The organism is Streptomyces sp. NPDC050508 (assembly GCF_040655155.1).
Taxonomy (GTDB): Bacteria; Actinomycetota; Actinomycetes; order Streptomycetales; family Streptomycetaceae; genus Streptomyces.
The window spans coordinates 39,173-63,228 of the sequence record NZ_JBFAJJ010000009.1 but is presented as its reverse complement, the minus strand read 5'-3'; the positions used below and the strand labels follow the sequence as shown (position 1 = coordinate 63,228).

Annotated in this window: 27 protein-coding genes; 12 read left to right on the top strand and 15 right to left on the bottom strand. The window is 69.1% G+C overall.

The window, feature by feature from the left end:
* Nucleotides 1-6: 6 nt before the first annotated feature.
* Together AB0I69_RS25445 and AB0I69_RS25440 are read left to right on the top strand one after the other, a co-directional pair.
* Complete coding sequence (locus AB0I69_RS25445) at nt 7-807, top strand: response regulator transcription factor (protein WP_363097982.1); 801 nt, start codon at nt 7-9, stop codon at nt 805-807.
* Nucleotides 808-925: 118 nt separating this feature from the next.
* Nucleotides 926-1,951, top strand: a complete 1,026-nt coding sequence (locus tag AB0I69_RS25440; RefSeq protein ID WP_363097981.1) for a LacI family DNA-binding transcriptional regulator — start codon at nt 926-928, stop codon at nt 1,949-1,951.
* Nucleotides 1,952-1,979: 28 nt separating this feature from the next.
* Here the strand turns inward: AB0I69_RS25440 and AB0I69_RS25435 are convergent, their stop codons facing one another.
* Complete coding sequence (locus AB0I69_RS25435) at nt 1,980-3,740, bottom strand: trypsin-like serine protease (RefSeq protein ID WP_363097980.1); 1,761 nt, start codon at nt 3,738-3,740, stop codon at nt 1,980-1,982.
* 342 nt (nt 3,741-4,082) lie between these two features.
* On the opposite strand from AB0I69_RS25435, the gene AB0I69_RS25430 reads away from it, so the two are divergent.
* The 4 genes from AB0I69_RS25430 to AB0I69_RS25415 all read left to right on the top strand — a co-directional run bounded on the left by AB0I69_RS25430 (nt 4,083) and on the right by AB0I69_RS25415 (nt 7,931).
* The gene (locus AB0I69_RS25430) at nt 4,083-5,315 is read left to right on the top strand and encodes a trypsin-like peptidase domain-containing protein (RefSeq protein WP_363097979.1); all 1,233 of its coding nucleotides are present in this window, start codon (nt 4,083-4,085) and stop codon (nt 5,313-5,315) included.
* A 56-nt stretch (nt 5,316-5,371) separates the two neighbouring features.
* Nucleotides 5,372-5,578 (top strand): hypothetical protein, encoded by a 207-nt coding sequence (locus AB0I69_RS25425; RefSeq protein ID WP_363098298.1) that lies wholly within the window; start codon nt 5,372-5,374, stop codon nt 5,576-5,578.
* A 140-nt stretch (nt 5,579-5,718) separates the two neighbouring features.
* Nucleotides 5,719-6,456, top strand: a complete 738-nt coding sequence (locus AB0I69_RS25420; protein ID WP_019064547.1) for a response regulator transcription factor — start codon at nt 5,719-5,721, stop codon at nt 6,454-6,456.
* A gap of 62 nt (nt 6,457-6,518) precedes the next feature.
* Nucleotides 6,519-7,931, top strand: coding sequence for a HAMP domain-containing sensor histidine kinase (locus tag AB0I69_RS25415; RefSeq protein ID WP_363098297.1), 1,413 nt, complete (start codon nt 6,519-6,521; stop codon nt 7,929-7,931).
* Nucleotides 7,932-8,092: 161 nt separating this feature from the next.
* Here AB0I69_RS25415 and AB0I69_RS25410 read toward each other — a convergent pair whose 3' ends face one another.
* The 7 genes from AB0I69_RS25410 to AB0I69_RS25380 all read right to left on the bottom strand — a co-directional run bounded on the left by AB0I69_RS25410 (nt 8,093) and on the right by AB0I69_RS25380 (nt 10,575).
* The gene (locus AB0I69_RS25410; protein ID WP_363097978.1) at nt 8,093-8,263 is read right to left on the bottom strand and encodes a hypothetical protein; all 171 of its coding nucleotides are present in this window, start codon (nt 8,261-8,263) and stop codon (nt 8,093-8,095) included.
* A 2-nt stretch (nt 8,264-8,265) separates the two neighbouring features.
* Complete coding sequence (locus tag AB0I69_RS25405) at nt 8,266-8,625, bottom strand: hypothetical protein (RefSeq protein WP_363097977.1); 360 nt, start codon at nt 8,623-8,625, stop codon at nt 8,266-8,268.
* The gene (locus tag AB0I69_RS25400; RefSeq protein WP_363097976.1) at nt 8,622-8,972 is read right to left on the bottom strand and encodes a hypothetical protein; all 351 of its coding nucleotides are present in this window, start codon (nt 8,970-8,972) and stop codon (nt 8,622-8,624) included. Before AB0I69_RS25400 ends, AB0I69_RS25405 begins: the two co-directional genes overlap by 4 nt.
* A gap of 202 nt (nt 8,973-9,174) precedes the next feature.
* Entirely contained in the window at nt 9,175-9,342 is a 168-nt protein-coding gene (locus AB0I69_RS25395; RefSeq protein WP_363097975.1) for a DUF397 domain-containing protein, read from the bottom strand.
* Nucleotides 9,339-9,548 carry a DUF397 domain-containing protein gene (locus AB0I69_RS25390; protein WP_363097974.1) on the bottom strand — a complete coding sequence of 70 codons (210 nt, stop codon included), beginning with the start codon at nt 9,546-9,548 and terminating at the stop codon, nt 9,339-9,341. Before AB0I69_RS25390 ends, AB0I69_RS25395 begins: the two co-directional genes overlap by 4 nt.
* Entirely contained in the window at nt 9,545-9,754 is a 210-nt protein-coding gene (locus AB0I69_RS25385) for a DUF397 domain-containing protein (RefSeq protein WP_363097973.1), read from the bottom strand. Before AB0I69_RS25385 ends, AB0I69_RS25390 begins: the two co-directional genes overlap by 4 nt.
* A complete protein-coding gene (locus AB0I69_RS25380) occupies nt 9,751-10,575 on the bottom strand; it encodes a helix-turn-helix transcriptional regulator (protein ID WP_363097972.1) in 825 nt (274 codons plus the stop codon). The genes AB0I69_RS25385 and AB0I69_RS25380 overlap by 4 nt, the downstream gene beginning before the upstream one ends.
* 178 nt (nt 10,576-10,753) lie before the next feature.
* Here AB0I69_RS25380 and AB0I69_RS25375 point away from each other — a divergent pair, with 178 nt between their 5' ends.
* From AB0I69_RS25375 to AB0I69_RS25355, 5 genes are all read left to right on the top strand, one after another.
* On the top strand, nt 10,754-11,065 hold the full coding sequence (locus AB0I69_RS25375) for a hypothetical protein (RefSeq protein WP_363098296.1): 312 nt from the start codon (nt 10,754-10,756) through the stop codon (nt 11,063-11,065).
* Between the two features lie 98 nt (nt 11,066-11,163).
* Nucleotides 11,164-11,490 carry a DUF6247 family protein gene (locus tag AB0I69_RS25370; RefSeq protein ID WP_363097971.1) on the top strand — a complete coding sequence of 109 codons (327 nt, stop codon included), beginning with the start codon at nt 11,164-11,166 and terminating at the stop codon, nt 11,488-11,490.
* Nucleotides 11,487-11,726 carry a hypothetical protein gene (locus tag AB0I69_RS25365; protein ID WP_363097970.1) on the top strand — a complete coding sequence of 80 codons (240 nt, stop codon included), beginning with the start codon at nt 11,487-11,489 and terminating at the stop codon, nt 11,724-11,726. The genes AB0I69_RS25370 and AB0I69_RS25365 overlap by 4 nt, the downstream gene beginning before the upstream one ends.
* A 69-nt stretch (nt 11,727-11,795) precedes the next feature.
* The gene (locus AB0I69_RS25360; RefSeq protein WP_363097969.1) at nt 11,796-12,533 is read left to right on the top strand and encodes a PH domain-containing protein; all 738 of its coding nucleotides are present in this window, start codon (nt 11,796-11,798) and stop codon (nt 12,531-12,533) included.
* Between the two features lie 44 nt (nt 12,534-12,577).
* Entirely contained in the window at nt 12,578-13,321 is a 744-nt protein-coding gene (locus tag AB0I69_RS25355; protein WP_363097968.1) for a response regulator transcription factor, read from the top strand.
* Between the two features lie 3 nt (nt 13,322-13,324).
* On the opposite strand, the gene AB0I69_RS25350 is transcribed toward AB0I69_RS25355, so the two are convergent.
* Nucleotides 13,325-15,172, bottom strand: a complete 1,848-nt coding sequence (locus tag AB0I69_RS25350) for an ABC transporter ATP-binding protein (protein ID WP_363097967.1) — start codon at nt 15,170-15,172, stop codon at nt 13,325-13,327.
* A 1,305-nt stretch (nt 15,173-16,477) separates the two neighbouring features.
* Complete coding sequence (locus tag AB0I69_RS25345) at nt 16,478-18,283, bottom strand: bifunctional metallophosphatase/5'-nucleotidase (protein ID WP_363097966.1); 1,806 nt, start codon at nt 18,281-18,283, stop codon at nt 16,478-16,480.
* Between the two features lie 145 nt (nt 18,284-18,428).
* Between AB0I69_RS25345 and mshD the strand changes: the two genes are divergently transcribed.
* Nucleotides 18,429-19,358, top strand: a complete 930-nt coding sequence (mshD, locus tag AB0I69_RS25340; RefSeq protein ID WP_363097965.1) for a mycothiol synthase — start codon at nt 18,429-18,431, stop codon at nt 19,356-19,358.
* Between the two features lie 111 nt (nt 19,359-19,469).
* Here the strand turns inward: mshD and AB0I69_RS25335 are convergent, their stop codons facing one another.
* From AB0I69_RS25335 to AB0I69_RS25315, 5 genes are read right to left on the bottom strand one after another with little or no spacing between them, the layout of a single operon-like run.
* Complete coding sequence (locus tag AB0I69_RS25335; RefSeq protein WP_363098295.1) at nt 19,470-20,120, bottom strand: ABC transporter; 651 nt, start codon at nt 20,118-20,120, stop codon at nt 19,470-19,472.
* 59 nt (nt 20,121-20,179) lie between these two features.
* Nucleotides 20,180-21,709: an ABC transporter permease gene (locus AB0I69_RS25330; RefSeq protein ID WP_363097964.1), complete on the bottom strand. Its 1,530-nt coding sequence runs from the start codon at nt 21,707-21,709 to the stop codon at nt 20,180-20,182.
* Entirely contained in the window at nt 21,706-22,566 is an 861-nt protein-coding gene (locus AB0I69_RS25325; protein WP_363097963.1) for an ABC transporter ATP-binding protein, read from the bottom strand. Before AB0I69_RS25325 ends, AB0I69_RS25330 begins: the two co-directional genes overlap by 4 nt.
* Before the next feature lie 54 nt (nt 22,567-22,620).
* Nucleotides 22,621-23,460, bottom strand: coding sequence for a zf-HC2 domain-containing protein (locus tag AB0I69_RS25320; protein WP_363097962.1), 840 nt, complete (start codon nt 23,458-23,460; stop codon nt 22,621-22,623).
* Nucleotides 23,457-23,999 (bottom strand): RNA polymerase sigma factor, encoded by a 543-nt coding sequence (locus tag AB0I69_RS25315; protein ID WP_019064514.1) that lies wholly within the window; start codon nt 23,997-23,999, stop codon nt 23,457-23,459. The genes AB0I69_RS25320 and AB0I69_RS25315 overlap by 4 nt, the downstream gene beginning before the upstream one ends.
* Nucleotides 24,000-24,056: the final 57 nt, after the last annotated feature.

The following is a 24,056-nucleotide window of genomic DNA, read 5'->3' as shown; positions in this document are numbered from 1 at the left end:
AGACTTATGAGTTCTCTGCTGCTCCTGACCAATGCCCTCCAGCCGTCTACGGAGGTGCTTCCGGCCCTTGGCCTGCTGCTGCACAACGTGCGCGTGGCACCGGCGGAAGGCCCCGCTCTCGTCGACACCCCAGGTGCCGACGTCATCCTGATCGACGGCCGCCGTGACCTGCCCCAGGTCCGCAGCCTGTGTCAGCTCCTCCGGTCCACCGGACCGGGATGCCCGCTCATCCTCGTCGTCACCGAGGGCGGCCTCGCGGCCGTCACCGCCGACTGGGGCATCGACGACGTCCTGCTCGACACGGCCGGCCCGGCCGAGGTCGAGGCGCGACTGCGCCTCGCCATGGGCCGCCAGCAGATCGTCAACGACGACTCCCCCATGGAGATCCGCAACGGCGATCTCTCCGTGGACGAGGCGACGTACTCCGCCAAGCTCAAGGGCCGGGTCCTCGACCTGACCTTCAAGGAGTTCGAGCTCCTCAAGTACCTCGCCCAGCACCCGGGCCGCGTCTTCACGCGCGCCCAGCTGCTGCAGGAGGTCTGGGGCTACGACTACTTCGGCGGTACGCGCACGGTCGACGTCCACGTACGACGCCTGCGCGCGAAGCTCGGACCCGAGCACGAGTCGCTGATCGGGACCGTCCGGAACGTCGGTTATCGATTCGTTACCCCGGAGAAGGGTGACCGGGGCGGCGAGGAGGCCAAGCTCAAGGCAAGCGCCGCTCTCGCCGACGCAAAGCCGGAGGATGCGGACGGTACGGCCGATTCGGCCGCCCTGGACGCCGCCGAGATCCCGGCCGAGGCGTAATCGTTCCGGGCAGGGCGTCGCTTGTCGGTGTCGCCTCCGCGCGGAGATGGTGCGCGGAAGCTGAGAGAAGCTTCGAAACGCCCTGCCCAGAGCGGGTCCATCCGCGTAGACTCCGCGCGTGGCCAAGGTGACTCGGGATGATGTAGCGCGGCTGGCGGGTACCTCTACCGCCGTTGTCAGCTATGTCATCAACAACGGACCCCGGCCGGTTGCCCCGGCCACGCGCGAGCGTGTCCTCGCCGCGATCAAGGAACTGGGGTACCGACCGGACCGGGTGGCCCAGGCCATGGCGTCGCGGCGTACGGACCTCATAGGCCTGATCGTGCCGGACGCGCGCCAGCCCTTCTTCGGGGAGATGGCGCACGCGGTCGAACAGGCCGCGTCCGAGCGCGGAAAAATGGTGCTGGTCGGCAACTCCGACTACGTGGGCGAGCGCGAGGTCCACTACCTGCGCGCGTTCCTCGGTATGCGCGTCTCCGGCCTGATCCTCGTCAGCCACGCGCTGAACGACCTCGCCGCCGCCGAGATCGAGGCCTGGGACGCCCGGGTCGTCCTCCTGCACGAACGCCCCGAGGCGATCGACGACGTGGCCGTCGTCACGGACGACCTCGGCGGCGCCCAGCTCGCCGTACGCCATCTGCTTGAGCACGGCTACGAGTACGTCGCCTGTATGGGCGGTACGGCGGAGACGCCGTCCGTCGGTGACCCGGTCTCCGACCACGTCGAGGGCTGGCGGCGCGCGATGACCGAGGCCGGCCTGCCGACCGAGGACCGCCTCTTCGAGGCGCCGTACAACCGCTACGACGCCTACCAGGTCGCCCTCGGCATCCTCGCCGGCCCCCGCCGCCCGCCCGCGATCTTCTGCTCCACCGACGACCAGGCGATCGGTCTGCTGCGTGCGGCCCGTGAGCTGCGTATCGACGTGCCGCGGGAGCTGGGGGTGATCGGCTTCGACGACATCAAGGAAGCCGCCCTGGCGGACCCGCCGATGACAACGATCGCTTCGGACCGGCCGGCGATGGCCAGGGCGGCCGTGGACCTCGTGCTCGACGACGGACTCCGGGTGGCCGGTTCCCGTCGCGAGCGGCTGAAGGTGTTCCCGTCGCGCCTGGTGACACGGCGGTCCTGCGGCTGCGAAGGCTGAGCAGGACCACCGCCTCACGCTGTGGGGATCAGAACAGCAGGTTGTACTGGTTGTAGCCCGTACCCAGCTTGATCCGCGTCCCGAAGAGGGCCGTCGTCGCCTTGTCGGTGCCCGGGTAGAGCCACAGCGTGCCGCCCGAGTCGCGGGTGACGACGTCCGCGATGCCGTCTCCCGTGACGTCGCCGTTCGAGACGTAGGAAGTGAAGTTCCAGCCTGTGCGCGCCTGGACGCGGGGCTTCCACGGGGCCTTCTCGACCTGGGTGCCGGCGTAGAGGTAGAGAACACCGGAGGAGTTGCGGACCAGGAGGTCGGCGCGGCCGTCGCCGGTCAGGTCGCCGTGGCCGAAGATCGTGACGTTCTTCCACGCCTTGTCGACGACCTTGACCTTGCCGTAGAACTGGCCGTTGCCCTTGCCCGGGTAGAGGTAGACCGAGCCGTCGGCGTCCACCGCGACCAGGTCGGGGCGGGCGTCACCGGTCAGGTCGCCGGGGATCGCGTACGACTTGTAGCCGCCCCACACCGAGCTGATCTGCATCCACTCGTACGCGCCCGTGGAGTGGTCCAGGTAGTCGCGGTACAGGTGGCCGTCCGTCTTGTCGCGGACGATCAGGTCCTGGTAGTAGTCCCGGTCCAGGTCGGCCTGAAGGCCCCAACTCGCCGTCTGCCAGCCGCTGCCGAGGTAGGCGCGCTGCGCGAGCGAGGTGCCCTTGCTGTCCTGCTCGAAGAGGCCGCCCGAGGGCGTACGGCCCAGGATGTCGGCGCGGCCGTCGAAGGACATGTCGGTGTCGTCGATGCGCGGCTGGGCGGCCCAGGCGTAGGAGCCGACCTTGGTGAAGACCGGGTAGGCGCCCTTGGCGGTGCAGCCCGCGACGCCCCAGGAGACGATGCCGATGACCTTGTTGTCGACGATCACCGGGCCGCCGGAGTCGCCGTTGCAGGGGCTCGTGGTGCCCTCGTCGGTGCCGGAGGCGGGGGTGCCCGCGCAGAACATCGAGCCCTCGATGAACTCGTCGTCCCCGAGGACCGACTTCATCGCGCTGTCGCAGGTCGCGTCGTCGACGATCGGCAGGGTGGCCTTGCGCAGGTTCGCGGAGAGGTCGGTGCCGGTGCCGGAGGTCAGGCCCCAGCCGTAGACGGTGGCGGTCCTGCCCGGGGTGACGTACCCGAGGTCGTTCAGGTAGGCCAGCCGCATCCACTGCTCGTCCAGGGGGCGGTCCAGGGTGAGGACCGCGATGTCGTTCTGGGCCGTGGTGGCGTTGAAGCGCGGGTGGTTCCACTGGTGCAGGACGCCGGCGACCGTGCCGGTCGTGTCGTCGTAGAGGCCGGTCGCGCCGGCCAGGACGGCGCCGTTCTTCGTCCAGTCCAGGCCAGCGACGCAGTGCGCGGCGGTGAGGACCTTGTTCGGGGCGACCAGGGTGCCGCCGCAGAAGTAGCCGTCGCCGGTCGTGGCGTCGTAGTAGGCGAGCTGGACCATCCAGGGCGCGCTGGAGATGGTGGTCTCGGTGCCGCCGATGATGTACGGGGTCTTGCCGGCCGCCTTCTTCTCAGTCGCCTGAGTCTTCGCGGCGTCGACGACGCGGGAGCGCAGTTCCTTGTCGGGGGCGGTGTGCTGCGGGGCCACCGCGAGGGCGGCGGCCGCGGCGGACGGCAGTCCGGGCGGGCCGTCGGCCGCGGTGGCGGGCTGCGCCGCGAGAACGCCGGCGCAGCTCAGCGCCAGCGCGAGAGCGGCGGCCGGGAACGCCGTGGCGGGGCGTCTCAGCCGGCCGCGCAGGGCACGTATCCGTATCACTCGGGCTCCTGGTGTGGGTGTCGTAGTGGGCCCGAGAAGGGCGTACGACGCGACCACGCAGAGCCGGCGACATGCCTTTTGTAGCGGCGCATGTACCGGCGCTGTTCGCGGAGCCCCCCTCCGGCCCGGCGAGCGTAGGCCTCACCTGTCACCGCACACACGTACTACACAGAGGTCCCACAAGTATTCGCCCGGCGCGTGCCGTGCAATAACTCCCCCGCCACCTCCCGTTTCCCCGAGTTTCCGGGCCTCCGGCGTCTTTATATCGGGCATACGAGGTTCTGTCGGGCTTCTCAGCGGGGACTCAGGTACCTCTCATGATCGCGCGACAGGCTCTGTTCCATGACCGAGAGCTTCCGCCGCAGCGGCGAGTACGAGACCCCCCAGGGCGAGCAGCCGCAGGCGTACCCCCAGCAGCAGCACGCTTCTTCTCCCGTGAACCCGGAGTGGCCGCCCCCGCCGGCCTACCAGCCGGTGCAGCAGGCGCAGCCCGTACAGCAGCCGACGCAGCAGCCGGTCGCCGTCGAGCCGGGCACGACGGTGTGGCCGGGCCAGACGCCCGCCCCCTCGCCCGCCCCGCAGGCCGCCTTCGGCGCCGACGGCGGAGCGTACGGCGGCGAGTTCGGCGGTGACGGCAACGGCGGCGGTACGACCGTCCTCCCCACCGTCCAGGCCGAGGCACCCAAGCCGAAGAAGCGGGCCCGCGGCCCGCTCGCGCTGCTCGCCGCCGTGGCGATCGTCGCCGCGGCCGTCGGCGGCGGTACCGCGTACGCCTTCCAGGAGCTGACCGGCAAGGACACCGTCGCCGCCTCCAGCACCACCACGGCCGTCGTGCCCTCCAGCAAGAAGGGCGACGTCGCCACCATCGCCGCGACCGTCAGCCCCAGCGTGGTCGAGGTCGAGGCCACCCTGAGCAACGGCTCGTCGACCGGCGCCGGCGTGATCATCACCAGCGACGGCCAGATCGTCACCAACAACCACGTCATCTCCGGCGCCTCCTCGATCAAGGTCAAGACGAGTGACGGGAAGACGTACACGGCGAAGGTCGTCGGCACCGACAGCAAGAAGGACCTCGCGCTCCTCAAGCTGGCGAACGCCTCCGGCCTCAAGCCCGCCACCCTCGGCAACTCCGACGGCGTCAAGGTCGGCGACACGGTCGTCGCGATCGGCTCCCCCGAGGGGCTGACCGGCACGGTCACCAGCGGCATCATCTCGGCCCTGTCCCGTGACGTGACCGTCTCGACGGACGAGAGCCAGAGCCAGGGTTCGGGCGGCAGCGACGGCCAGTGGCCGTTCCAGTTCGGCGGCCAGCAGTTCAACGGCACCACCGGTACGTCCACCACGACGTACAAGGCGCTCCAGACGGACGCGTCCCTCAACCCCGGCAACTCCGGCGGCGCGCTGATCGACGCGAGCGGCAACATCATCGGCATCAACTCCGCGATGTACTCCGCGAGTTCGGACTCCTCGTCCTCGTCGTCCGACGCGGGCAGCGTCGGCCTCGGCTTCGCCATCCCGATCAACACCGTCAAGGCGGACCTGGCTTCGCTGCGGGCGGGCGGTTCCGACAGCTGAGTCCGTAGTCCAACGGCCAGTGTTCAGTGATCAGTAGGGAGTACGTCATGATCAAGATGATCAAGCAGGTTTCGCACATGGTGACCGACACCGGAGCGGCCGGTCTCGGCCTGGCCCTCGGGGTGGCGTACGAACTGCACGCGCCGGCGGCACGGGCACCGGAAGTGGCGCCCGCCCCGGAGCTGATGGGCCTGCGCACCAGCGCGGCCCGCCCGCACCACCGCAAGGTGCCGCTGAACCGCCTCCAGACGATGCGAGGCTGAGTCGGAGACCTTGGGGAAGCCGATCTCACCCTTTTTCTCACTTCCTCCCCTCTTCACGCACCGGCCGGGAAACATGCGAGGCTGATTGCGACCAGCCGATCGTTGTCTCCCTGTCCCACCGCACCCGAGGAATCCAGCCCATGAGCCCCGCCGAAGGCGACCGTGACACCCAGCGCATCCTGATCGTCGACGACGAGCCGGCTGTGCGCGAAGCACTCCAGCGCAGCCTCGCCTTCGAGGGGTACGACACCGAGGTCGCCGTCGACGGCGCGGACGCGCTGGAGAAGGCGACCGCGTACCAGCCCGACCTGGTCGTCCTCGACATCCAGATGCCGCGCATGGACGGCCTCACGGCGGCCCGCCGGATGCGGGGCGCCGGCACGACGACGCCGATCCTGATGCTGACGGCCCGCGACACGGTCGGCGACCGGGTCACCGGTCTCGACGCGGGCGCTGACGACTACCTGGTCAAGCCCTTCGAACTCGACGAACTCTTCGCCCGGGTACGGGCGTTGCTGCGACGCAGCTCGTACGCGGCGGCAGCCGCCGCCGGGAACGCCCCCGAGGACGACTCCCTCACCTTCGCCGACCTCCGCATGGACCTCGCGACGCGCGAGGTTACCCGCAACGGCCGCCAAGTCGAGCTGACCCGCACCGAGTTCACGCTGCTGGAGATGTTCCTGGCGCATCCCCGCCAGGTCCTCACCCGCGAGCAGATCCTGAAGGCGGTCTGGGGCTTCGACTTCGAGCCGTCCTCCAACTCCCTTGATGTGTATGTGATGTACCTGCGCCGGAAGACGGAAGCCGGGGGCGAGCCTCGGCTTGTGCACACGGTGCGGGGCGTGGGGTATGTGCTGCGACAGGGTGGAGCGGAGTGAAGAACGTCCTCAACCGGTTCCTGCACCGGTTCCGGACCCTGCCGATCCGGTCCCGGCTGGCGATGCTGGTGGCGGCGGCGGTGGCGTTCGCGGTTGCGGCGGTTTCCGTCACCTGTTGGTTCATTGTGCAGGGGAAGTTGTACGACCAGCTCAACAACCAGCTCAAGACGTCGGCGAGCAACCCGCAGCAGCGCAGCGTCATGGATGCCATCAGGAGCTGCGACCAGGCCAACTCGTCCCCGACGGACACGAACGGCTTCCATCCGCCCTCCGAGTACTACTTCCAGCTGGTGAGGTCGAACGGCAAGTCCTGCATCCCGTCGGACTCCCCGGGCACGGTAAAGGTCACCGGCGCAGACATCGACGTGGCCAAGAATCCGACGAAAACCATCATCCACAACGGCGTCGACACCAAAGGAACGCCCGTACGGGTGCTGACGGTGCCGCTGGTCACCATCGACGCAAACGGCAACCGTACGGTGGTCGAAGACGTCGCCCTCGTATACGCCTTGCCACTCAAGGGCACACAGTCCACCCTCAATGAACTTGCCCTGCTACTCCTCCTCGTCTCCGGCATCGGAGTCGTCGGCGCCGGCGCAGCCGGACTCGCGGTGGCCCGCGCGGGCCTGCGCCCCGTCGACAAGCTCACCGAAGCCGTCGAACACGTGGCTCGCACCGAGGACTTGGCCATCCGCATCCCCGTGGACGAGGACAGCGACGACGAGGTGGCCCGCCTCTCCCGTTCCTTCAACTCGATGACGACCTCCCTCGCCAACTCCCGTGAGCTGCAACAACAACTCATCGCGGATGCCGGTCACGAACTCCGTACCCCCCTCACCTCCCTCCGTACGAACGTCGAACTCCTCACCCGCAGCGAGGAGACCGGCCGCCCGATCCCCCCGGCGGACCGCAAGGCACTGCTCGCCTCGGTGAAGGCGCAGATGACCGAACTGGCCTCCCTCATCGGCGACTTGCAGGAACTGTCCCGCTCGGAAGGCCAGCGGGGTGAGCGAGTCCAGGTGGTCTCACTCCAGGACACGGTCGAGTCCGCCCTCCGCCGAGCGCGCCTGCGCGGCCCGGAGTTGACGATCACGGCCGACGTACAGCCGTGGTTCGTCCAGTCGGAGCCCTCCGCCCTGGAACGCGCCGTGGTCAACATCCTCGACAACGCCGTGAAGTTCAGCCCCGAGGGCGGCACGATCGAGGTACAGCTCACCCGCGGCGTCCTCACCGTCCGCGACCACGGCCCCGGCATCCCCGCCGAGGAACTCCCGCACGTCTTCGACCGGTTCTGGCGTTCGCCGAGCGCACGGGCCCTGCCGGGCTCGGGCCTGGGCCTGTCGATCGTGGCCCGCACGGTCCAGCAGGCGGGCGGCGAGGTGACCCTCGCGCGCGCGCCGGGTGGTGGGACGGTGGCGACGGTGCGGATGCCAGGGGCGGCCACTCCGCCGCCGGAAGGGTCGACCCCCCAGTAGGTGAGTTGAAAAAGTGTGACACTTCGACGGGAAGTGTCACACTTTCGCGGGGAGGGTCGGCCTGCCTCCCGGACGACCTCCGCACCGCCGAGGCAGGTGTACGAGCAACTCCGTGTCTCCGACACCCTGTTCAGGGTGCGTCGGCTGGAACGGACTGCCGGTCACGGCTGTGCCAGGACGTCCGGTCCGTTCGCGAATTGCTCTTCACCGAGTGTGCCGCCCATACGCGCCCGCAACGCCTTGTGCGCGGCAGCCATCCGCTCTGCGGCCTGCTCCAATGTCGGCTGCTCGGCGGCCAGTTGCTCGACGAGCTGCCTCACGGTCCCTGCCATGGCTACTCCTCCGCCGGAGGCAGAACAAGAGGTTCAGGTTCTTGCCAGAAGACCTCTTCGACCACGATCTGGGGATCTTCGGTTCGGCGGACGAAGGTGTACTTCAGCCAGCCGTTTCCACGGTCGAAGAAGCAGAGGTGGCGGCCCTTCGGTTCGGTGGACCGGCCCGGCATGACACTCATGCCCTCGGGTAAGCCTGCGTCGGCATTGATGCCACGGAAGTACGGATCCTTCGCGGTGACCAGTTCGGCTCGCGCCGCGAGGACGATCTTACGAGCGTGGTCGGGCAGTGCCTCGAAGGTGGCGAGGGCGTCGGTTCGCCAGTCCGCCTGCCAAGGCGGCCCCATAAACCCATCGGTCACTCGCCGGGCTCCAGGTCGCGGACCCGGTAGTGAATCTTCGCCGCCTCTTCGAGGAGGGCTTTGGCCTCGGCGATGTCGGTGGACTCGTACGCGGCACGGTGTTCGAGATCGCGGACATGCGCGTCCAGCCTGGGGTCACGGGCGAGGGCGTACTCACCCCACCAGCGGGCCATGAACGCGGGCACAGGACCCACGTCGTACGCGTCGGCGACAGCCCACTTCCAGTGAGCGTCGAAATCCGGGAGAAGTTCCGGAGTGTTCTGCGCGATGGCCCTGCGCAGCGCCTTCGGCGTCCGCTCGGGCATCGGCGGGACGGACGGCTCGGGTTCAGCAGCGTGAGCGGTCATGGCCGGTGCCCTCCTTCGACGCGTTGTGTCTACGACCATAACCGGCTCGTTCCTTGCCTCTCCGTTGTTGGTCACCCGGCCGTCCATTCGACCGGAAGATCAACGATGAGGGGGGCGCAGCGGCGAACGTCAGGCCTTTCGATCCACGTCACCCGAACGTGTGCACGTCTGCCTCAGCCTTGACTCCGTCCACGAACTCGGACTATGTCCCGGCCGCGAGAATCAGCGGGTGGCCGGTCGGGGTCTTGCTGTCGCGGACGGGGACCAAGCCGGTGTAGCCGTCGGCAACCTCGACGCAGTCGTTGGCTCCGCCTTGGCTGTAGCTCGACTTACGCCAGGCCACAGTGCTGAGGTCAGGGATGGAACTCATGCGCACTCCTCGCCTCGGACCAGTTCCACGAACTCCAGCCAGGAACCGGTCGCGAACACCAACGGGCGGCTCGCCGGGGTCTTGCTGTCCCGGACAGGGACGAGGCCTGTGTAGCCGTCGGCGACCTCGACGCAGTTATTGGCTCCCCCGTCGCTGTAGCTCGACTTGCGCCAAGCAGCGGTACTGAGGTCAGGGGTGGATTTCATGCGCCCTCCTGGCCCCGGACCGACTCCACGAACGTGAGCCAGGACCCGGCCGCGAAGACCAGCGGGCGGCTCGTCGGGGTCTTGCTGTCCCGGACAGGGACGAGGCCTGTGTAGCCGTCGGCAACCTCGACGCAGTTGTTGTCTCCCCCGTCGCTGTAGCTCGACTTACGCCAGGCGGCGGTGCTGAGGTCGGGGGTGGACTTCATGATCTGTGTTCCTCCAGTACGTCCCTGATGAAAGCGAGCGAGTCCGACGGGGACAACGCAAGATCCCTGAGCCGATCGTAGGACAGTCGGTGTCGCAGAACGTCGTCCGGTTCCTCGATCAGTTCGCCCCGGCTGTTGCCCTCCGTGTAGGCAACGGCACTTCCGTCCTGCTGCCACAACAGCGTCACAGTGCCGTTCATGTGGTGGTGGACCCCGGCTCCGAACGGCAGCACCTGAAGCGCAACGTTGGGCCACATCGCAACAGCCTCAAGACGCAGCAACTGGTCGGTCCAGGTCTTCCCACTCGCAGCAGGGCGCCGGAACGCGAACTCGTCCATGATGATGCGCACGTTGGGCTCCGGTTTCTGCTGCAACAGGTACTGCCTGCCCAACCGCACCGCCACCTGTTCCTCGACCAGTTCCGCACGACCAGGTGTTGTCTGGGCCCCAGACAACACCTCCCGAGCGAAATCCTCGGTCTGCACCAGTCCAGGTACACCCAGTGCGAACTTCCACATGACCCGCGCCGTCGCCTCCAGCCCCATGAACCTCTTGTACTGGTCCTTGAACGCGTCCAGCCGAGCCGCCTTCCAATGGCTGACCAGCAGCTCACCGGCCTCGTAATAAACGTCCAGGTCCTCCATGACCGTCACCTTGGACAGCCGCTCCCCGGACTCCAGTCGGCTCAGATAACTCTTGTCGTAGCCGGTCTCCTCGGCCAGTTGCCCGAGTGACTTCCCCGCCTTCTCCCGCAGATACCGGAGCGTCCGTCCCAGCACCGCGCGCCCCGACTCGCCCTCCGCGTCAACCTGTTCGGTCACTTCACCCCTCCCCGTTGCCTGGGCCCGCAGACAACGCCAACCCTCTTCCGCAGCGTACGCCGCACCAGTGACCATCGAGGCACGAACGGTAATCACCGCTCGTCAGGACACCGGAGGAACAACAGAGGAGTGCGCCGACATGAGTGAACGCATCACGGGATTCCGAGAGTTACTGCGAATGAACACCCCCAACAACACATACGGCGAACGGCAGTTGCGCCTACTGCCCTGGACCACCCCCGACGGCAAGCCCTGTTACCTCAGCGCCGACAGCCACGACAGCCGTCTCTCCCTCCTCGCCGATGACATCGAGGCGGCCCAACTCGACTCCGGAGAGCAGGTGTTGGCCGGAGCCAAGGCCGTACTCGCGGACCCGAAGGCCGGCGAACGAGCCGTACGTTTCGCGCTCACCAGGGCGTCCGAGTCCCTCGGGGACGTCCTCCGTATCGCCGTCAGCCGGGGCGACCGCATCCCGGGGTGCGAACTGTGACACCTAACCGGTCTTGTCTTCCAGCGCTCGCCCCTCATCACGCTTTACCGTGGACCTCCGGTCGCCCCATCACCCCTGCCGGAGAAGAGAAACCGATCATGGCTCACGAGGTGGATCCCCACTCCTGCGAGAGAACCCCGGAGGCGATCCGCGCGGCCCTGCAACGACGTCCCGACTGGCTCCAGGCCTTCGAGCGGGACTGGCTCAGCGCGGCGGCGGACTTCGATCAGCCGGCGCTCGACGCCGTGACCGACAAGTGGTTCCCCTTCGCGTGTGCCTGCGCGACACCCGGCTACTTGGACGAGGTGGAACAGTCGGTCAAGCGGATGACCGAGGGGGACACCGAGGGCATGGTCTTCCGCGACGCGAACGGGAACGCCTACGACGCCGACAACCATCCGATCGACGCCGGCAGGCACGGGTGAGCGCATACGCGATCCGGTACGTCGCCCGCGCCGCCCAGCGCAAAGCCACATTGACCGCGCCTCAGCGCGCGTCGCTGGAAGAGCTTGAGAAACGGCTCATTCTGAATCCCTTCGGCCCGCCTGCGATCAGCAACCGGGACAACAGCTGGTCGGCCGCGTTCAAGGGCGGTTTCATCACCTACGTCGTGTCCAACCGGCATGTCGTGATCAACGTCGTCGATCTAGTGGCCCTCTGAACACACCCTTTCTGACGGGGCACAGCTTCCCGCCCTACGATCACTCCCGGCAGGCTCTGGGGAGGGTCGATGGGCGGGGACTACGAGGACGACCGCGGCGACGTGCGTGGGATCGAGCGGGAGTACAGCAGGCGGCGGAAGATGTCCCGGGGACGGTTCGTCGGACTGTGCATCGTCGAAGGGAACTTCGCCCTTCAGATGGCGCGGCCCGACAGCATCCCCGGCCGGTACAGGCTGCTCGCGGTGGCGCTCATGGCGGTGCTGGTTGTCTGGGCGGTTCTCACCGTGCGGCGGGGGCGCACCACCGTGGGGGCCGACGGCGTAGCCACCCGCGGAGCCTTCCGTGTGCGCAGGTGGGCCTGGCACGACATCTACGATCTCCGCATAGAAGCCCGTCCGGGCCAACGCAGCGCCGACGTCAAGTCGTTGACCTATCTCTACGACAACGACGGCCGCAGGGCACGCCTCCCCCACCTCGACGACTGGCAGCTCCCGGACCTCTGGGCCGAGGTCGCCGACCTGCACACCGCGGCGGCCCGGCACCGGGGCATGACCTGGGAGCGGCGCCCGGCGGTCGAGGTGCGCATCGGCGAGCGGGCCGCGTACCGCAAGGCCCAGGAGCGAGGGATCACCTGGGCCCTGATCGTTTTCTTCGCCGCCCTCACCTGTCTGCTGTGGGAGACAGCCGTCGACGACGGTCCCCACACCTTCCTCTTCCTCCTGCTCATTGGCGCGCCCCTCGCCACCTACGGCCTGCTCACCCCTCTCTTCCGCCGGCGGTACACCCGAGCCCTAGCCCACGCATAACCCGCTGCCAGCCCCAGCACAGCCCCCCGTCACACCGTGTTGAGATGGCGCGGAAGATCCTGTTGGCCGACGACGACGTGGACGTACGCGAAGGGCTCGACCGGGTGCTCAGATTCGAGGGGTACGAGACCGTCCTCGCCGGAGACGGGCGTACCGCCCTCGATCTCCTCGGCGTATCCCTCGGCGTACCGGAGGATGCCGCCGCGCCCGACCTCGTGCTGATGGACGTCACCATGCCGGAGCTGGACGGACTCGCCGCCACGCGACGCATCCGCGCCTCCGGGTCCACCGTGCCGATCCTGATGCTCACCGGGCGGGACGCGGTCGGCGACCGTATCGTCGCCCTCGACAACGGTGCCGACGACTATCTCAGCAAGCCGTTCGCCGTCGAGGAACTCCTCGCCCGGGTACGGGCGTTGCTGCGCCGCAGTACCCAACGGACCGTCGACGGCGATCCGGACGATCCGTTGGCCGACCTCGAACGGCTTGCCTTCCAGGATCTCTTCATGGACCTGCGTACCCGTACCGTCACCCGTGGCGGCCGGCCGCTCGATCTCACGCGGACCGAATTCCTGTTGCTGGAGTACCTGTTGCGGCATCCGTCCGCCGCGCTCACCCGGTCCCGGATCCACCGGCACGTGTGGGGCTTCGACTTCGAGCCCGCGTCCAACACCCTCGACGTCTACGTCATGTACCTGCGCCGAAAACTGGAGAGCCGCGGCGAACCGCGGCTCATCCACACCGTGCGGGGGCTCGGGTACAGCCTCCGTGCAACTCCCGTCGGCTGATCCCTACTTGAGGGGCAGCCGCAGGATCATCGTCTCGTCCGGTGCCTGCGGCGGGACCTGGCGCAGGATCATCGTGTCCTCCGCACGGTGCCGTCCCGTGCCCGTTCCCGTGATCGCCATCTCGGGGAGCGGGCCCGCAAGTCGCGCGTACGCGCCGCCCCTTGCCACCAGCTCCGCGTGCGTTCCCGTCTCGACGAGGCGTCCGCCGTCCACCACCAGGATGCGGTCCGCATCCGGGGCAAGGCTCAGGTCGTGGGTGATCATGATGGTCGTACGGCCCGACATGAGGCGGCGGAGGGGTTGGATCACCTGGCGGGCCGCCACCGAGTCGAGGCCTGCCGTCGGTTCGTCCAGGACCAGTACCGGGGCCTCGCGGAGCATCGCGCGGGCAATCGCGATCCGTTGGAGCTGGCCGCCGGAGAGTGCCGCCGTGCCGGGGGCGATCTCGGTGTCGTAGCCCTGGGGAAGTGCGGCGATGAAGTCGTGCGCCGCCGCTGACCTCGCGGCCCGCTCGATCTCCTCGTCCGTCGCGCCGGGGCGACCGCACTCGATGTTCTCCCGGATCGTGCCGTTGAGGATGAGGGTCTGCTGGGGCAGCAACGCCACGTTCTCCCGCAGGAATTCGAGGGGCACGTCACGGAGGGGGACGCCGTCCAGGCAGATCACGCCGCCCGAGGGGTCGTAGAAGCGGGTGAGGAGTTTCGACAGGGTCGACTTGCCTGCTCCGCTCTCGCCCGTGATGATCACCAGCTCGCCCGGGTCCGCCCTGAACGTCACCTCGTTCACCGAGTCGCGCGCCGCGCCGGGGTAGCGGAAGGTCACGCCGTGGAAGCTGACCCAGCCGTGGACGGGCCAGGCCTGGACGGGTTCGCTGGGGTCACCCACGGACGGGGTGGCGTCCAGGATCTCGTTGATGCGGGCGGCGCCGGCCGTGGCGGCGGTGAGGGTGAGGCCGAGTTGGCCGAGGTTGCGGACCGGGGGGTAGAGGTAGCCGATGAAGGCGGCGAAGGCGAGGAGTGCGCCGAGGGTCATGCGGTCGGCGGAGATCTCCCACACACCGAGGCCGATCACCGACAGGACGCAGAGGGTCTCCACGACCTCCACGAACTGCTCGTACATCTCGCTGAGTCGGGCGCCTCGGACCGATGCCTTCATCCACGCGCGGGCTTCGACGTCGAGGCGCTTCTCCTCGTCCCGGCGGCGGTTGTACGCCTGCGTGAGGACCACGTTGCCGAGGGACTCCTCGACCACCGAGGTGATCGCGCCGTCGGCGACCCGTTCGTCCTGCGAGGCCTGCTTGATGCGGCCGGAGAAGCGGCGGGCGGCGAAGAGGAAGAGGGGGGCGAGGACGAAGGTGGCCAGGGCCAGGTCCCAGCGGAGGTACAGGGCCGCGCAGGCGTAGAAGACCGCGGAGAAGGCGGCCGAGATCGTGCCGACCACTCCGGACACGACCATCTGCTCGATGGCCTCGACGTCTCCGGTGAGGCGTTCGACGAGGTCGCCCTGGCGGTGCTTCTGGAAGAAGTGGGGTGGGAGGTCCTGGACGTGGCGGAAGACGTTCGCGCGCAGGCGCAGGACGAAGCGTTCGGCGGTCCAGGTGGCCAGGGAGTTGCCGAAGTAGCCGACGAGCGCGCCGAGTGCGGCGACGCCGAGCCAGGCCGCGGCCGGGCCCCAGAAGTCGGACAGCGAACCGGCCTTGAGGGCGTTGTCGGTGAGGTCCGCGAACAGCAGGATCGCGGCGGTCTCGGAGAGCGCCGACACGATGACGCACGCGATGATCACCGCGAGCCACTTGCGGTCACCGCGGGTCAGCGGCCAGAAACGGCGGAAGGCCTCACGGGCTTCCCTCATGGTCAACAACTCCCTTCAGAGCAGGCCTGGATCAGTAGCCGGCCGATGTGGTGAGTACACGGGCTGGACGTGGCCGAGGCGGGGCCGCCGGAGCGAGTTCGCTCGCTAACCGGTGGCCCCGCCTCAGGGTGTGCCGCGTCAGCCCTTGTGACCGACGGGGCGCTTCGGCGCGGGCTTCTTCGGCGCGGGCTTCTTGGGGGCCGGGGCCGGCTTGCGGTGCTTCTTGACGGGGACGATCTTGTGGAAGCTCATGGTGGGTTCCCTCCCGGTAAGTGCCGCTGTGTTGCGGCGGGTTGTGGGGTCCTGCAAGTGGTGCTGCGGGTGCTGTGAGTGCTGCGGGTCTTCTACGGCCTGCCCTGCGGCTTACTTGTGACCGACCGGACGACGCTTCGGAGCGGGAGCCGGCTTCTTCGGGGCCTTCTTGGGCGCCGGAGCGGGCTTGTGGTGCTTCTTGACCGGGGCGATCTTGTGGAAGCTCATGGTGGGTTCCCTCCCTGGGAGTGCCGCTCGGCTGCGGCGGGTTGTGGAGTGCTGCGGGTCTTCTGCGGCTCGCGGGGCGGCTTACTTGTGGCCGACCGGACGACGCTTCGGGGTGTGCTTCTTCGGCGCCGGCTTCTTCGGGGCCGGGGCGGGCTTGCGGGTCTTCTTCACCGGGGCGATCTTGTGGAAGCTCATGTCTGTGTCCCTCTCTGATGCGGCTGCTGCCGCGTCTGTCTCTGCTGCGGTTCTGCAACAGTTCCTCTACCGATCTGCTGCAATTACCTTTGAATTACGCCTGTAAATTCTTTGTCAGCCTTTGTCGGCGACCGGGCGACGCTTCGGGGCGGGCTTCTTCGGAGCCACCTTCTTGGCTCCCGGAGCGGGCTTGCAGGTCTTCTTGATGGGGTGAATCTTGTTGAAGCTCATGATTAATTCCCTCCCTGGTACGAGTTTTTATGTGCGACTTACTTGTGGCCGACCGGGCGGCGCTTCGGGGCCGGAGCAGGCTTCTTGTGGGCCTTCTTGGGGGCCGGGGCGGGCTTGTGGGCCTTCTTCACCGGGGCGATCTTGTGGAAGCTCATCGTGGTCTCCTTCGTCTCTTGCGTCTTCTTGTCGTTTGCGCCGTTCGCTTTCGACATGGAAAACACTACTGGACTTCTGGCGCAGGAAAAGCGATTTTCGCTTAGACCTTCCTGAGTGATTCCTGTGGAAGACTCTTATGGAATTTGCGGAACTGAACCGGGTCTTACACAGAATTTAGAACGGGAAAACAGAAGGGGCCCGGCGCCGACCTGCGGCACCGGGCCCCCGAGGGGTCAGGTCCTCCTACTGCACGATCGTGATCCGGTTCGCCGCCGGGGGGACGAGCGGGCTCGTCGCCGACGAGTGCGCCGTCAGGTAGTCCGCCAGCGCGGTCAGGTCGTCCGTGCCGACCAGGTCACCGGTGCCCTGCCCCAGCGTCGTGAAGCCGTCACCGCCGCCCGCGAGGAAGCTGTTCGTGGCGACGCGGTACGTGGCCGCCGGGTCGATGGCGGAACCGTTGAGCTTGATCGAGTCCGTGACCACCCGGTCCGCGCCCGTCTTCGTCAGGTCCAGCGTGTACGTCAGCCCGGACGACACCTGGAGCACCTTCGGCGCCGCCGCGTTCGTGCCGCTCACCTGTTCCTTGAGCGCCTGGATCACCTGGGCGCCCGTGAAGTCCTGGAGGTTCACCGTGTTCGCGAACGGCTGCACCGTGAAGCCCTCGGCGTACGTCACCACGCCGTCGCCCTCACTCCCCTTGGCCGCGTAGGTCAGCCCTGCCCGCACCCCGCCCGGGTTCATCAGCGCGAGGTCGGTCTCCGGGTCCAGCTCCTTGCCGTACGCGAGTTGGGCGTCGGCGATCAGGTCGCCCATCGGGGACTCGGTGCCGGTGTTGCCCACGTCCGCGGAGATGTAGCCGATCGCGCGGTTGCCGATGGGGGCCGCAAGGGTGTTCCACTTGCTGATCAGCGAGGTCATGTCGGCGGCCTTGGGCACGTCACGGGTGACCACGTGGTTCGCCGACTTGACCGCCGTACGCGCGATGTCGCCGGTCCTACGGTCGTACGTCAGCGTGGTGTCCGTGTAGAGGCGGCCGAAGGAGGCCGCCGAAGTGACCATACGGGGCTTGCCACTTGGGTCGTCGATCGTGCAGACGTACGCGTTGTGGGTGTGGCCGGTGACGAGGGCGTCGACCGCCGGGGTGACGTTCTTCGCGATGTCGACGATCGGGCCGGAGATGCCGGAGCCGCCGCCGGACGCGTCGCAGTCGTAGTTGTACGACGCGGAGGCCGGGAAGCCGCCCTCGTGGATCAGCGCGACGATCGACTTGACGCCCTGCTTCTGCAGCTCCTTGGCGTACTTGTTGATCGTCTCGACCTCGTCCTTGAACTGGAGGCCCTTGACGCCGTCCGCGGAGACGATGCCCGGGGTGCCCTCCAGCGTGACGCCGATGAAGCCGACCTTGACGCCGTTCTTCTTCCACACCCAGTACGGCTTGAGGATCGGCTTCTTCGTCTTCTCGTCGAGGACGTTGGCCGCCAGGTAGGGGAAGTCGGCGCCCTTGAACTTCTTGTCCGTGTAGCAGCCGTCGGTGGGGTGACAGCCGCCGTTCTGGAGGCGGGCCAGCTCCTTCGCGCCCTCGTCGAACTCGTGGTTGCCGACCGAAGTGACGTCCAGGTCAAGCTTGTTGAGGGCCTCGATGGTCGGCTCGTCGTGGAACAGACCCGAGATCAGCGGGGAGGCGCCGACCATGTCGCCGCCGGCCGCGGTGATCGAGTACGGGTTGCCCTTGCGGGCGTCCCGCAGATGCGTCGCGAGGTACTCGACACCGCCCGCGTCGATCGTCTTCGTCGTGCCGTCCGCCTGGAGCTCGCTGACCCGGCCGGAGGAACCGGACGGCGGCTCCAGGTTGCCGTGCAGGTCGTTGAAGGACAGCAGCTGGACGTCCTGGTAGCGGCTGGGCTTGTGCCCGTAACCGCTGGGGTCGGTGTGTGCGTCGGCGGGCAGTGCCGCGACCAGCGCACCCGCCGTGGCCAGGCTCGCGGCGGCTGCGAGCAGGCCTGCGGTACGGCGTCTGCGCGGGCGGTTCGGCTGGGAAGTGGCTGGCATGAGCCCCCCTGTGTGTCGGCTGAGAAGTCACCACGTTCCGGCGCAGCCTAGGGTCAACGCGCGTAGCGTGACAGGGGGTTCTTGGTTACATCCTGGTTTCTTCTTTGCCGCCACTTTGCGGGGGGATCGGCTTACCCTCATACCCATGACCAGCGACGACACCGGCCTGCCCGCCTCCGCCTCCCGATCCATCGAGACCTGTTCCGCGCTCTCCCCGGACCAGGCCACGGCCGTCCTCGCGCTGATCGCCGAGGCCGCCCGGACCGACGGCCAGCAGGCGGTGTCGGAGCAGGGGCGGTTGCGGATCCGTGGCGGTGAGCGGGCCGGGGTCTCGCATCTGCTGCTGACCCTGGGCGACGAGCTCGTCGGCTACGGGCAGTTGGAGGACACCGACCCGGTGGAGGCGCCGGCCGCCGAACTCGTCGTCCGTCCCGCGCACCGGGGGCACGGGCACGGGCGGGCGCTGGGCGCCGCGCTACTGGCCGCGTCCGGGAAACGGCTGCGGGTGTGGGCGCACGGCGGGCATCCCGCCGCCCGGCATCTGGCCCAGGTGCTCGGGCTCGCCCTGTTCCGTGAACTCCGCCAGCTGCGGCGGCCGTTGACCGATCTGGAGCTGCCCGATCCGGTGCTTCCGGAGGGCGTGACCGTACGGACCTTCGTGCCCGGCGCGGACGACGCGGCGTGGCTCGCCGTCAACGCCGCGGCCTTCGCCCACCACCCTGAGCAGGGTTCCCTCACTCAGCGGGACCTCGACGACCGCAAGGCCGAGGCATGGTTCGACCCCGCGGGCTTCTTCCTGGCCGAGCGGGGTGGCGAACTCGTCGGCTTCCACTGGACCAAGGTCCACGCGGAGGAGCAGCGGGGTGAGGTGTACGTCGTCGGGGTCCTGCCCGGCGCGCAGGGGGGCGGGCTGGGCAAGGCCCTGACGACTATCGGGCTACGACACCTGGCCTTGCAGGGGCTTCCCACGGCGATGCTGTACGTCGACGCGGACAACAAGGCGGCGGTGTCGGTGTACGAGCGGTTGGGATTCACCACGTACGAGACGGACCTGATGTACCGGTCGGAGTCGTAGAGCTCGCTGTGCCTGCGTGACCGTCCCTGGGGGCTGCGCCCCCAGACCCCCATCGGCCCTGAAGGGGCCTCGTCCTCAAACGCCGGACGGGCTGAATATTGCCGGCCCGGGTCAACAAGAAGTAACCGCCGACCTCCGCCTCAGCAGCCTCCGCCGCACCGGCTCCGGCCCACAAGCCGCCCACACCAACCCCGCGCCCACCAGAACCATCGCCCAGTGGTCATGCCCCACCCCCCACTGCTTCTCCGCCGGGGAGACGTACATCCCCCAGTCGTAGGGCAGTGCCAGGGGGGACACCAGGGCGATGAGCAGGAAACCGGCGGCCACCCGTTGGCCCGGTTCCGGCTCGTCCGTGAAGCGGAGGACCGCCGCCGCTGCCGCCAGGGAGAGGGCCGCCGCCGCTGCCGCCTCCAGGGTCATGTCGCCCACCGGAGGGCGGACCTCCGACGGGACCAGCAGGACCGCCGCCGTCCACCACAGGGCCGCGAACGGGGCGACCAGTGCCACCCGCAGGGTCGTGCGGAGGATGCGGCGGGTCGGTACCGAGGACGTGAGGTCGCGGGTCGGGTCGTCCAGGACGAAGGCCAGGCCCAGGGCGAAGGCGAGGGCGGCGGCGCGCAGCGCGACGAGCGCGGACCACGGGTTCGGTTCGTCCGAGAGGAGGCGGGGCAGGGCCGCGATCAGCAGGGCCACGGCGGCGGTCGAGCCCAGCGCCCGTACCGGCAGGGCGCGCAGGACCGGTCGGATCAGCTGCGCCAACACCCTTGCTGTAGAGTGGAGTTGGGTGTCCGTCTGCTCGGTCTTCCCACTCCCCCTCGTCATCACTCGCACTTGTCAGCCCCAGCGGGAGCCTTGACGCCCAGCAGCTCGGCCACCTTTGCCGTCGTCACCTTCGGGGAAGTGAGTTCCGCCCAGTGCGCCTTCACCTTCGGGGTGACCGCGGACTGGCCCGCCACGAACAACTCCCTTACGACGCTGGTCTGTCCGGCCGTCATCATCATTCCGTTGGTCGGCGACAGGACGGAGGCGGAGCCGGTCACGGTGTCGTCCAGGCGGACCGCGCGGAGCTCGGTCACCGGGTCGGAGGTCCAGCCCAGGGCCAGCCACATGATGGTGACCATGCGGCCGTCGCACACGTCACCGCCGGCCTTCTCGTTCCCGAGGACCAGTACGGAGGCGACCGCGGCGGAGAACTCCGGTGTCCGGGGTCCGCCCCACATCGTGCGGACGGTCACCTGGTTCGGCGTGCTGGACGGTTCGATCGCACCGTCGGCCTCCATGCCGTAGCGGGCCTCGACGCGTTGCTGTACGAGCAGCTTCCGGGTCTGCGCGGTGCCGCCCGCGAGGGACTGGACGTGGTCCGTGACCTCGGCCCACGTCGTCGTCCTGGGGACCCACTCGGGGAACGCGCAGTACGTCGAGCTGCCGTGCCGGACGCAGGTCTGGTCCTTCTGCGGGTTGAGCGTGGCCACTGTGCGCGCCGCGACCATCTCCGACGAGACGCCGGCCGACTGGCCGATTCCGCCGACCACGCCCAGGGCGATCGCCCCGGCCAGCGAGCCCGCCAGTGCCGCCGTCGCCGTCTTCGTGCGGCCCTTGCTGATCAGCACCGCGAGCAGGGCGAGAGCGAGGGCCAGGCCGGCCAGGTACAGGGAGTGCGAGGCGGCCGGGCGGCCGATCAGGTCGGAGGGGAGCGTCTTGGTGCTCGCCTCCGTGATGATCGGCATCCAGCGCGAGGCACCGTCGCCGCCGAACGAGACCGGCGCGAGGAGGGAGAACACGAGGAACAGGACCGCGGCCACCGGGATCGCGAACGCCTTCGGCACCAGCCTGGCCATCAGCAGGCCGACTCCCCCGCAGAGCAGCACGCACAGGGGGCCCACCAGCAGTTCGCCCACCGAACCGTTGCCCACCGCCGTCGACTTGACCGCCTGCCAGCCGAACTGGGCCGCCACGCCCAGCGCCACGAGTCCGGTCACCGGCAGGATCGACAGCGCGTGCGCCACCGTACGGCGCCACGGTTCGAGGACCAGGACCCCGAACAGCCGCTCGGTGTCGTTCCGTTGGGAACGCAGCACGGCCTGGTTGACGCAGAGCAGGACCGCGAAGCCGACCAGCAGCGGGCCCGTCTGGGTTTCGCGGTCGACGTCCTGGAGCGCCGGATAGCCGTACCAGGCGCCCTTGGTGCGCCACACGATCCAGGCGACGTAGGCCGCCAGCATGAACAGCACCGGGATACGGAGGAGGAGTTTGCGGGACTCGAAGCGGGCCAGGGCGAAGATCGCCTGCCATGACTGGCGGGCGGGTGCCGTGCTCGTGTCGGCGGGGGCCAGGGTCAGTACGGTGCTCATGCCGTCGCCTCCGCGTGCATGCCGTCGAGGGTGAGCAAGTAGCCGTCCTCCAGGGTGGGTTCGACGAGTTCGGCGCCGGCCGGCGGGTCGCCCACGTTGCGGAAGACGCCCAGGCCGGTGCGCCAGCCCGCCTTCGCGTTCGGGTCCCGTTCCGAGCTGCTCCACACGCGGCCCGCGGCCCGTGCGGTGAGTTCGGCCGGGGTGCCGTCGAAGCGGACGCGGCCGCCGGCCATCACGACGACGCGGTGGCAGAGCATCGCCACGTCCTCGGTCTGGTGGGTGGAGAGGAGGACCGTCCGTCCCTCGCCCGCCCTGGCGATCAACTCCCTGAAGCGCATGCGCTGTTCGGGGTCGAGGCCGACCGTCGGCTCGTCCAGGACCAGGAAGCCCGGGTCGCCCACCAGCGCCGCGGCGAGCGCGACCCGCTGGCGCATACCGCCGGACAGCTTCTTGATGCGCTTGCCGCGTACGTCCGACAGGTCGACCTCGGCGAGCACGCGCCGTACCTCGTTGTGGCGGGCGGTGCGGTCGGTCAACTCCTTGAGGATCGCTACGTAGTCGACGAAGTCGAAGGCCGAGAAGTCGGGGTGGAAGCCCGGCGTCTGCGGGAGGTAGCCGAGCACGCGCCGGGTCTCCTGGCGGCCCGCGGGTGTGCGGGGGTCGTGGTCGAGGACGGTGAAGCTGCCCTCGTCGGCGGGGACCGCGGTGGCCAGCACCCTCAACAGGGTTGTCTTTCCGGCCCCGTTGGGGCCGAGCAGGCCGGTGACGCCTTCGGTGAGCCGCAGCGACACGTCGTCGAGGGCGGTCGTCAGGCCGTAGCGCAGGCTGAGCCCGGCCGCGGAGACGGTGGTGGTCATGACGTACTCCAGTCAGGAAGTGGCATGAAGTGAGGCGTGAAGTCGCTTGAGAAATCAGGCAGTCGGGCCGAAGCCCGGGGTCTTCGTGTCGAAGCGGTCGCGGGCCAGGTAGAGGAGTCCCGCGGCGAGGACCGCCACCGCCGCGGCCACCGTCTGGCCGGTCGCGGTGAACGGTGCGAGCGTGCCGCCGCGCGCCGCCCGCCCGTGGGCCACCAGCAGCAGGACCGTCCAGGCTCCGCCGACCACACCCGGCGCGAGGACCGGGCCGAGGCGCGGGGTCAGCGCGAGGCTCGTCGAGGTGAGGGCGAGCGCGGGGAGCAGCCAGGCCAGGGCGGCGAGGCCGTATCCGGGCAGGGCCAGGGTCGCGAGGCCGTTGAGGCCAAGTCCCGCCACCAGTACGGCGGTTGTGCGGATCATCAGGAGTTTGAAGCCGTGCATCGGGGCTACGACGGTCATCTCGTAGGTCGGGTCGAGCACCGGGCCGTACGCCATCGCCACTCCCGCGAGCGGCAGCAGCGGGGCGAGGGCGAGGAAGACGTTGGGCGCCGCGACGTTCGACGCGTCGGTCACCAGGACCGTCATCACGAGCAGCAGGGTCACCGCCCCGAACCACGAGCGGCGCAGTACCGGTGTCGCCGCGAGCAGCCGTGCCGCGTGGTCGGCGACGCCGATCCGCACGAGCAGCGATTCCATGAACCCCCTTCTGGGGGCGTCGAGTTCGGCGTCGAGGCGCTCCCAGCCCGCGTCGAGGGCCACCGGGTCGGTGACGCTCGCGAGCAGGGCCCGGCACTCGGCGCACTTCGCGAGGTGGGTGTCGGCGGACCAGAGCATGGGCGGTGCCAACTCGCCCCGCGCATAGGCGCGTACGTCGTCTTCGGCCACATGCCAGGTCATGCCAGCTCCTCCCGCAGTTGCTTACGGGCCCGCATGGCCCGCGTCTTGACCGTGCCGGCCGGAATGCCCAGCAGCACGGCGGCTTCCCGGGTGGTCAGCCCGTCGATCACGGTGGCCTGGAGGACCGCCCGCAGCTCCGGCGAGAGCCGGACCAGCGCGCCCGCGAGGTCGCCGTGCTCCACCCCCGCGAGCACGCGCTCCTCCGCCGACGCCTCGTCCCGGTGCCGCAGCCGCGCCAGCGCCTGCCGCATCCGGCCGCGCGCCCCGTCGCCGCGCAGCACGTCGATCAGCCGCCGCGACCCGATCCGCCACAACCACCCGGCCACATCGCCGTCCTCCCGGTAGCGGGCACTGCCCCGCCACACCGCGAGAAACGTCTCCTGTACGACGTCGTCGACCATCCCGGCGTCGGCGCACCGGCCGCGCAGCCGCGCGGTCAGCCACGGCGCGTACCGCCGGTACAGCTCCTCGAACGCGCGTCGGTCGCCGTCCGCCGCGATGGCCCGCAGCAGCTCCCCGTCGCTTCCCGTATCGCTCACATCTCCTCATCGCACGAGCCCCGCCGATCGGTTCACAGTCCGGCAGGTGGATCTGTC

Coding starts and splice junctions, on each gene's coding strand:
- AB0I69_RS25445 (WP_363097982.1), top strand. CDS start 7: ATGAGTTCTCTGCTGCTCCTGACCAATGCCCTCCAGCCGTCTACGGAG.
- AB0I69_RS25430 (WP_363097979.1), top strand. CDS start 4,083: ATGACCGAGAGCTTCCGCCGCAGCGGCGAGTACGAGACCCCCCAGGGC.
- AB0I69_RS25425 (WP_363098298.1), top strand. CDS start 5,372: ATGATCAAGCAGGTTTCGCACATGGTGACCGACACCGGAGCGGCCGGT.
- AB0I69_RS25420 (WP_019064547.1), top strand. CDS start 5,719: ATGAGCCCCGCCGAAGGCGACCGTGACACCCAGCGCATCCTGATCGTC.
- AB0I69_RS25415 (WP_363098297.1), top strand. CDS start 6,519: ATGCTGGTGGCGGCGGCGGTGGCGTTCGCGGTTGCGGCGGTTTCCGTC.
- AB0I69_RS25410 (WP_363097978.1), bottom strand. CDS start 8,263: ATGGCAGGGACCGTGAGGCAGCTCGTCGAGCAACTGGCCGCCGAGCAG.
- AB0I69_RS25400 (WP_363097976.1), bottom strand. CDS start 8,972: ATGACCGCTCACGCTGCTGAACCCGAGCCGTCCGTCCCGCCGATGCCC.
- AB0I69_RS25395 (WP_363097975.1), bottom strand. CDS start 9,342: ATGAGTTCCATCCCTGACCTCAGCACTGTGGCCTGGCGTAAGTCGAGC.
- AB0I69_RS25390 (WP_363097974.1), bottom strand. CDS start 9,548: ATGAAATCCACCCCTGACCTCAGTACCGCTGCTTGGCGCAAGTCGAGC.
- AB0I69_RS25385 (WP_363097973.1), bottom strand. CDS start 9,754: ATGAAGTCCACCCCCGACCTCAGCACCGCCGCCTGGCGTAAGTCGAGC.
- AB0I69_RS25375 (WP_363098296.1), top strand. CDS start 10,754: ATGAACACCCCCAACAACACATACGGCGAACGGCAGTTGCGCCTACTG.
- AB0I69_RS25370 (WP_363097971.1), top strand. CDS start 11,164: ATGGCTCACGAGGTGGATCCCCACTCCTGCGAGAGAACCCCGGAGGCG.
- AB0I69_RS25360 (WP_363097969.1), top strand. CDS start 11,796: ATGGGCGGGGACTACGAGGACGACCGCGGCGACGTGCGTGGGATCGAG.
- AB0I69_RS25355 (WP_363097968.1), top strand. CDS start 12,578: ATGGCGCGGAAGATCCTGTTGGCCGACGACGACGTGGACGTACGCGAA.
- AB0I69_RS25350 (WP_363097967.1), bottom strand. CDS start 15,172: ATGAGGGAAGCCCGTGAGGCCTTCCGCCGTTTCTGGCCGCTGACCCGC.
- AB0I69_RS25345 (WP_363097966.1), bottom strand. CDS start 18,283: ATGCCAGCCACTTCCCAGCCGAACCGCCCGCGCAGACGCCGTACCGCA.
- mshD (WP_363097965.1), top strand. CDS start 18,429: ATGACCAGCGACGACACCGGCCTGCCCGCCTCCGCCTCCCGATCCATC.
- AB0I69_RS25330 (WP_363097964.1), bottom strand. CDS start 21,709: ATGAGCACCGTACTGACCCTGGCCCCCGCCGACACGAGCACGGCACCC.
- AB0I69_RS25325 (WP_363097963.1), bottom strand. CDS start 22,566: ATGACCACCACCGTCTCCGCGGCCGGGCTCAGCCTGCGCTACGGCCTG.
- AB0I69_RS25320 (WP_363097962.1), bottom strand. CDS start 23,460: ATGACCTGGCATGTGGCCGAAGACGACGTACGCGCCTATGCGCGGGGC.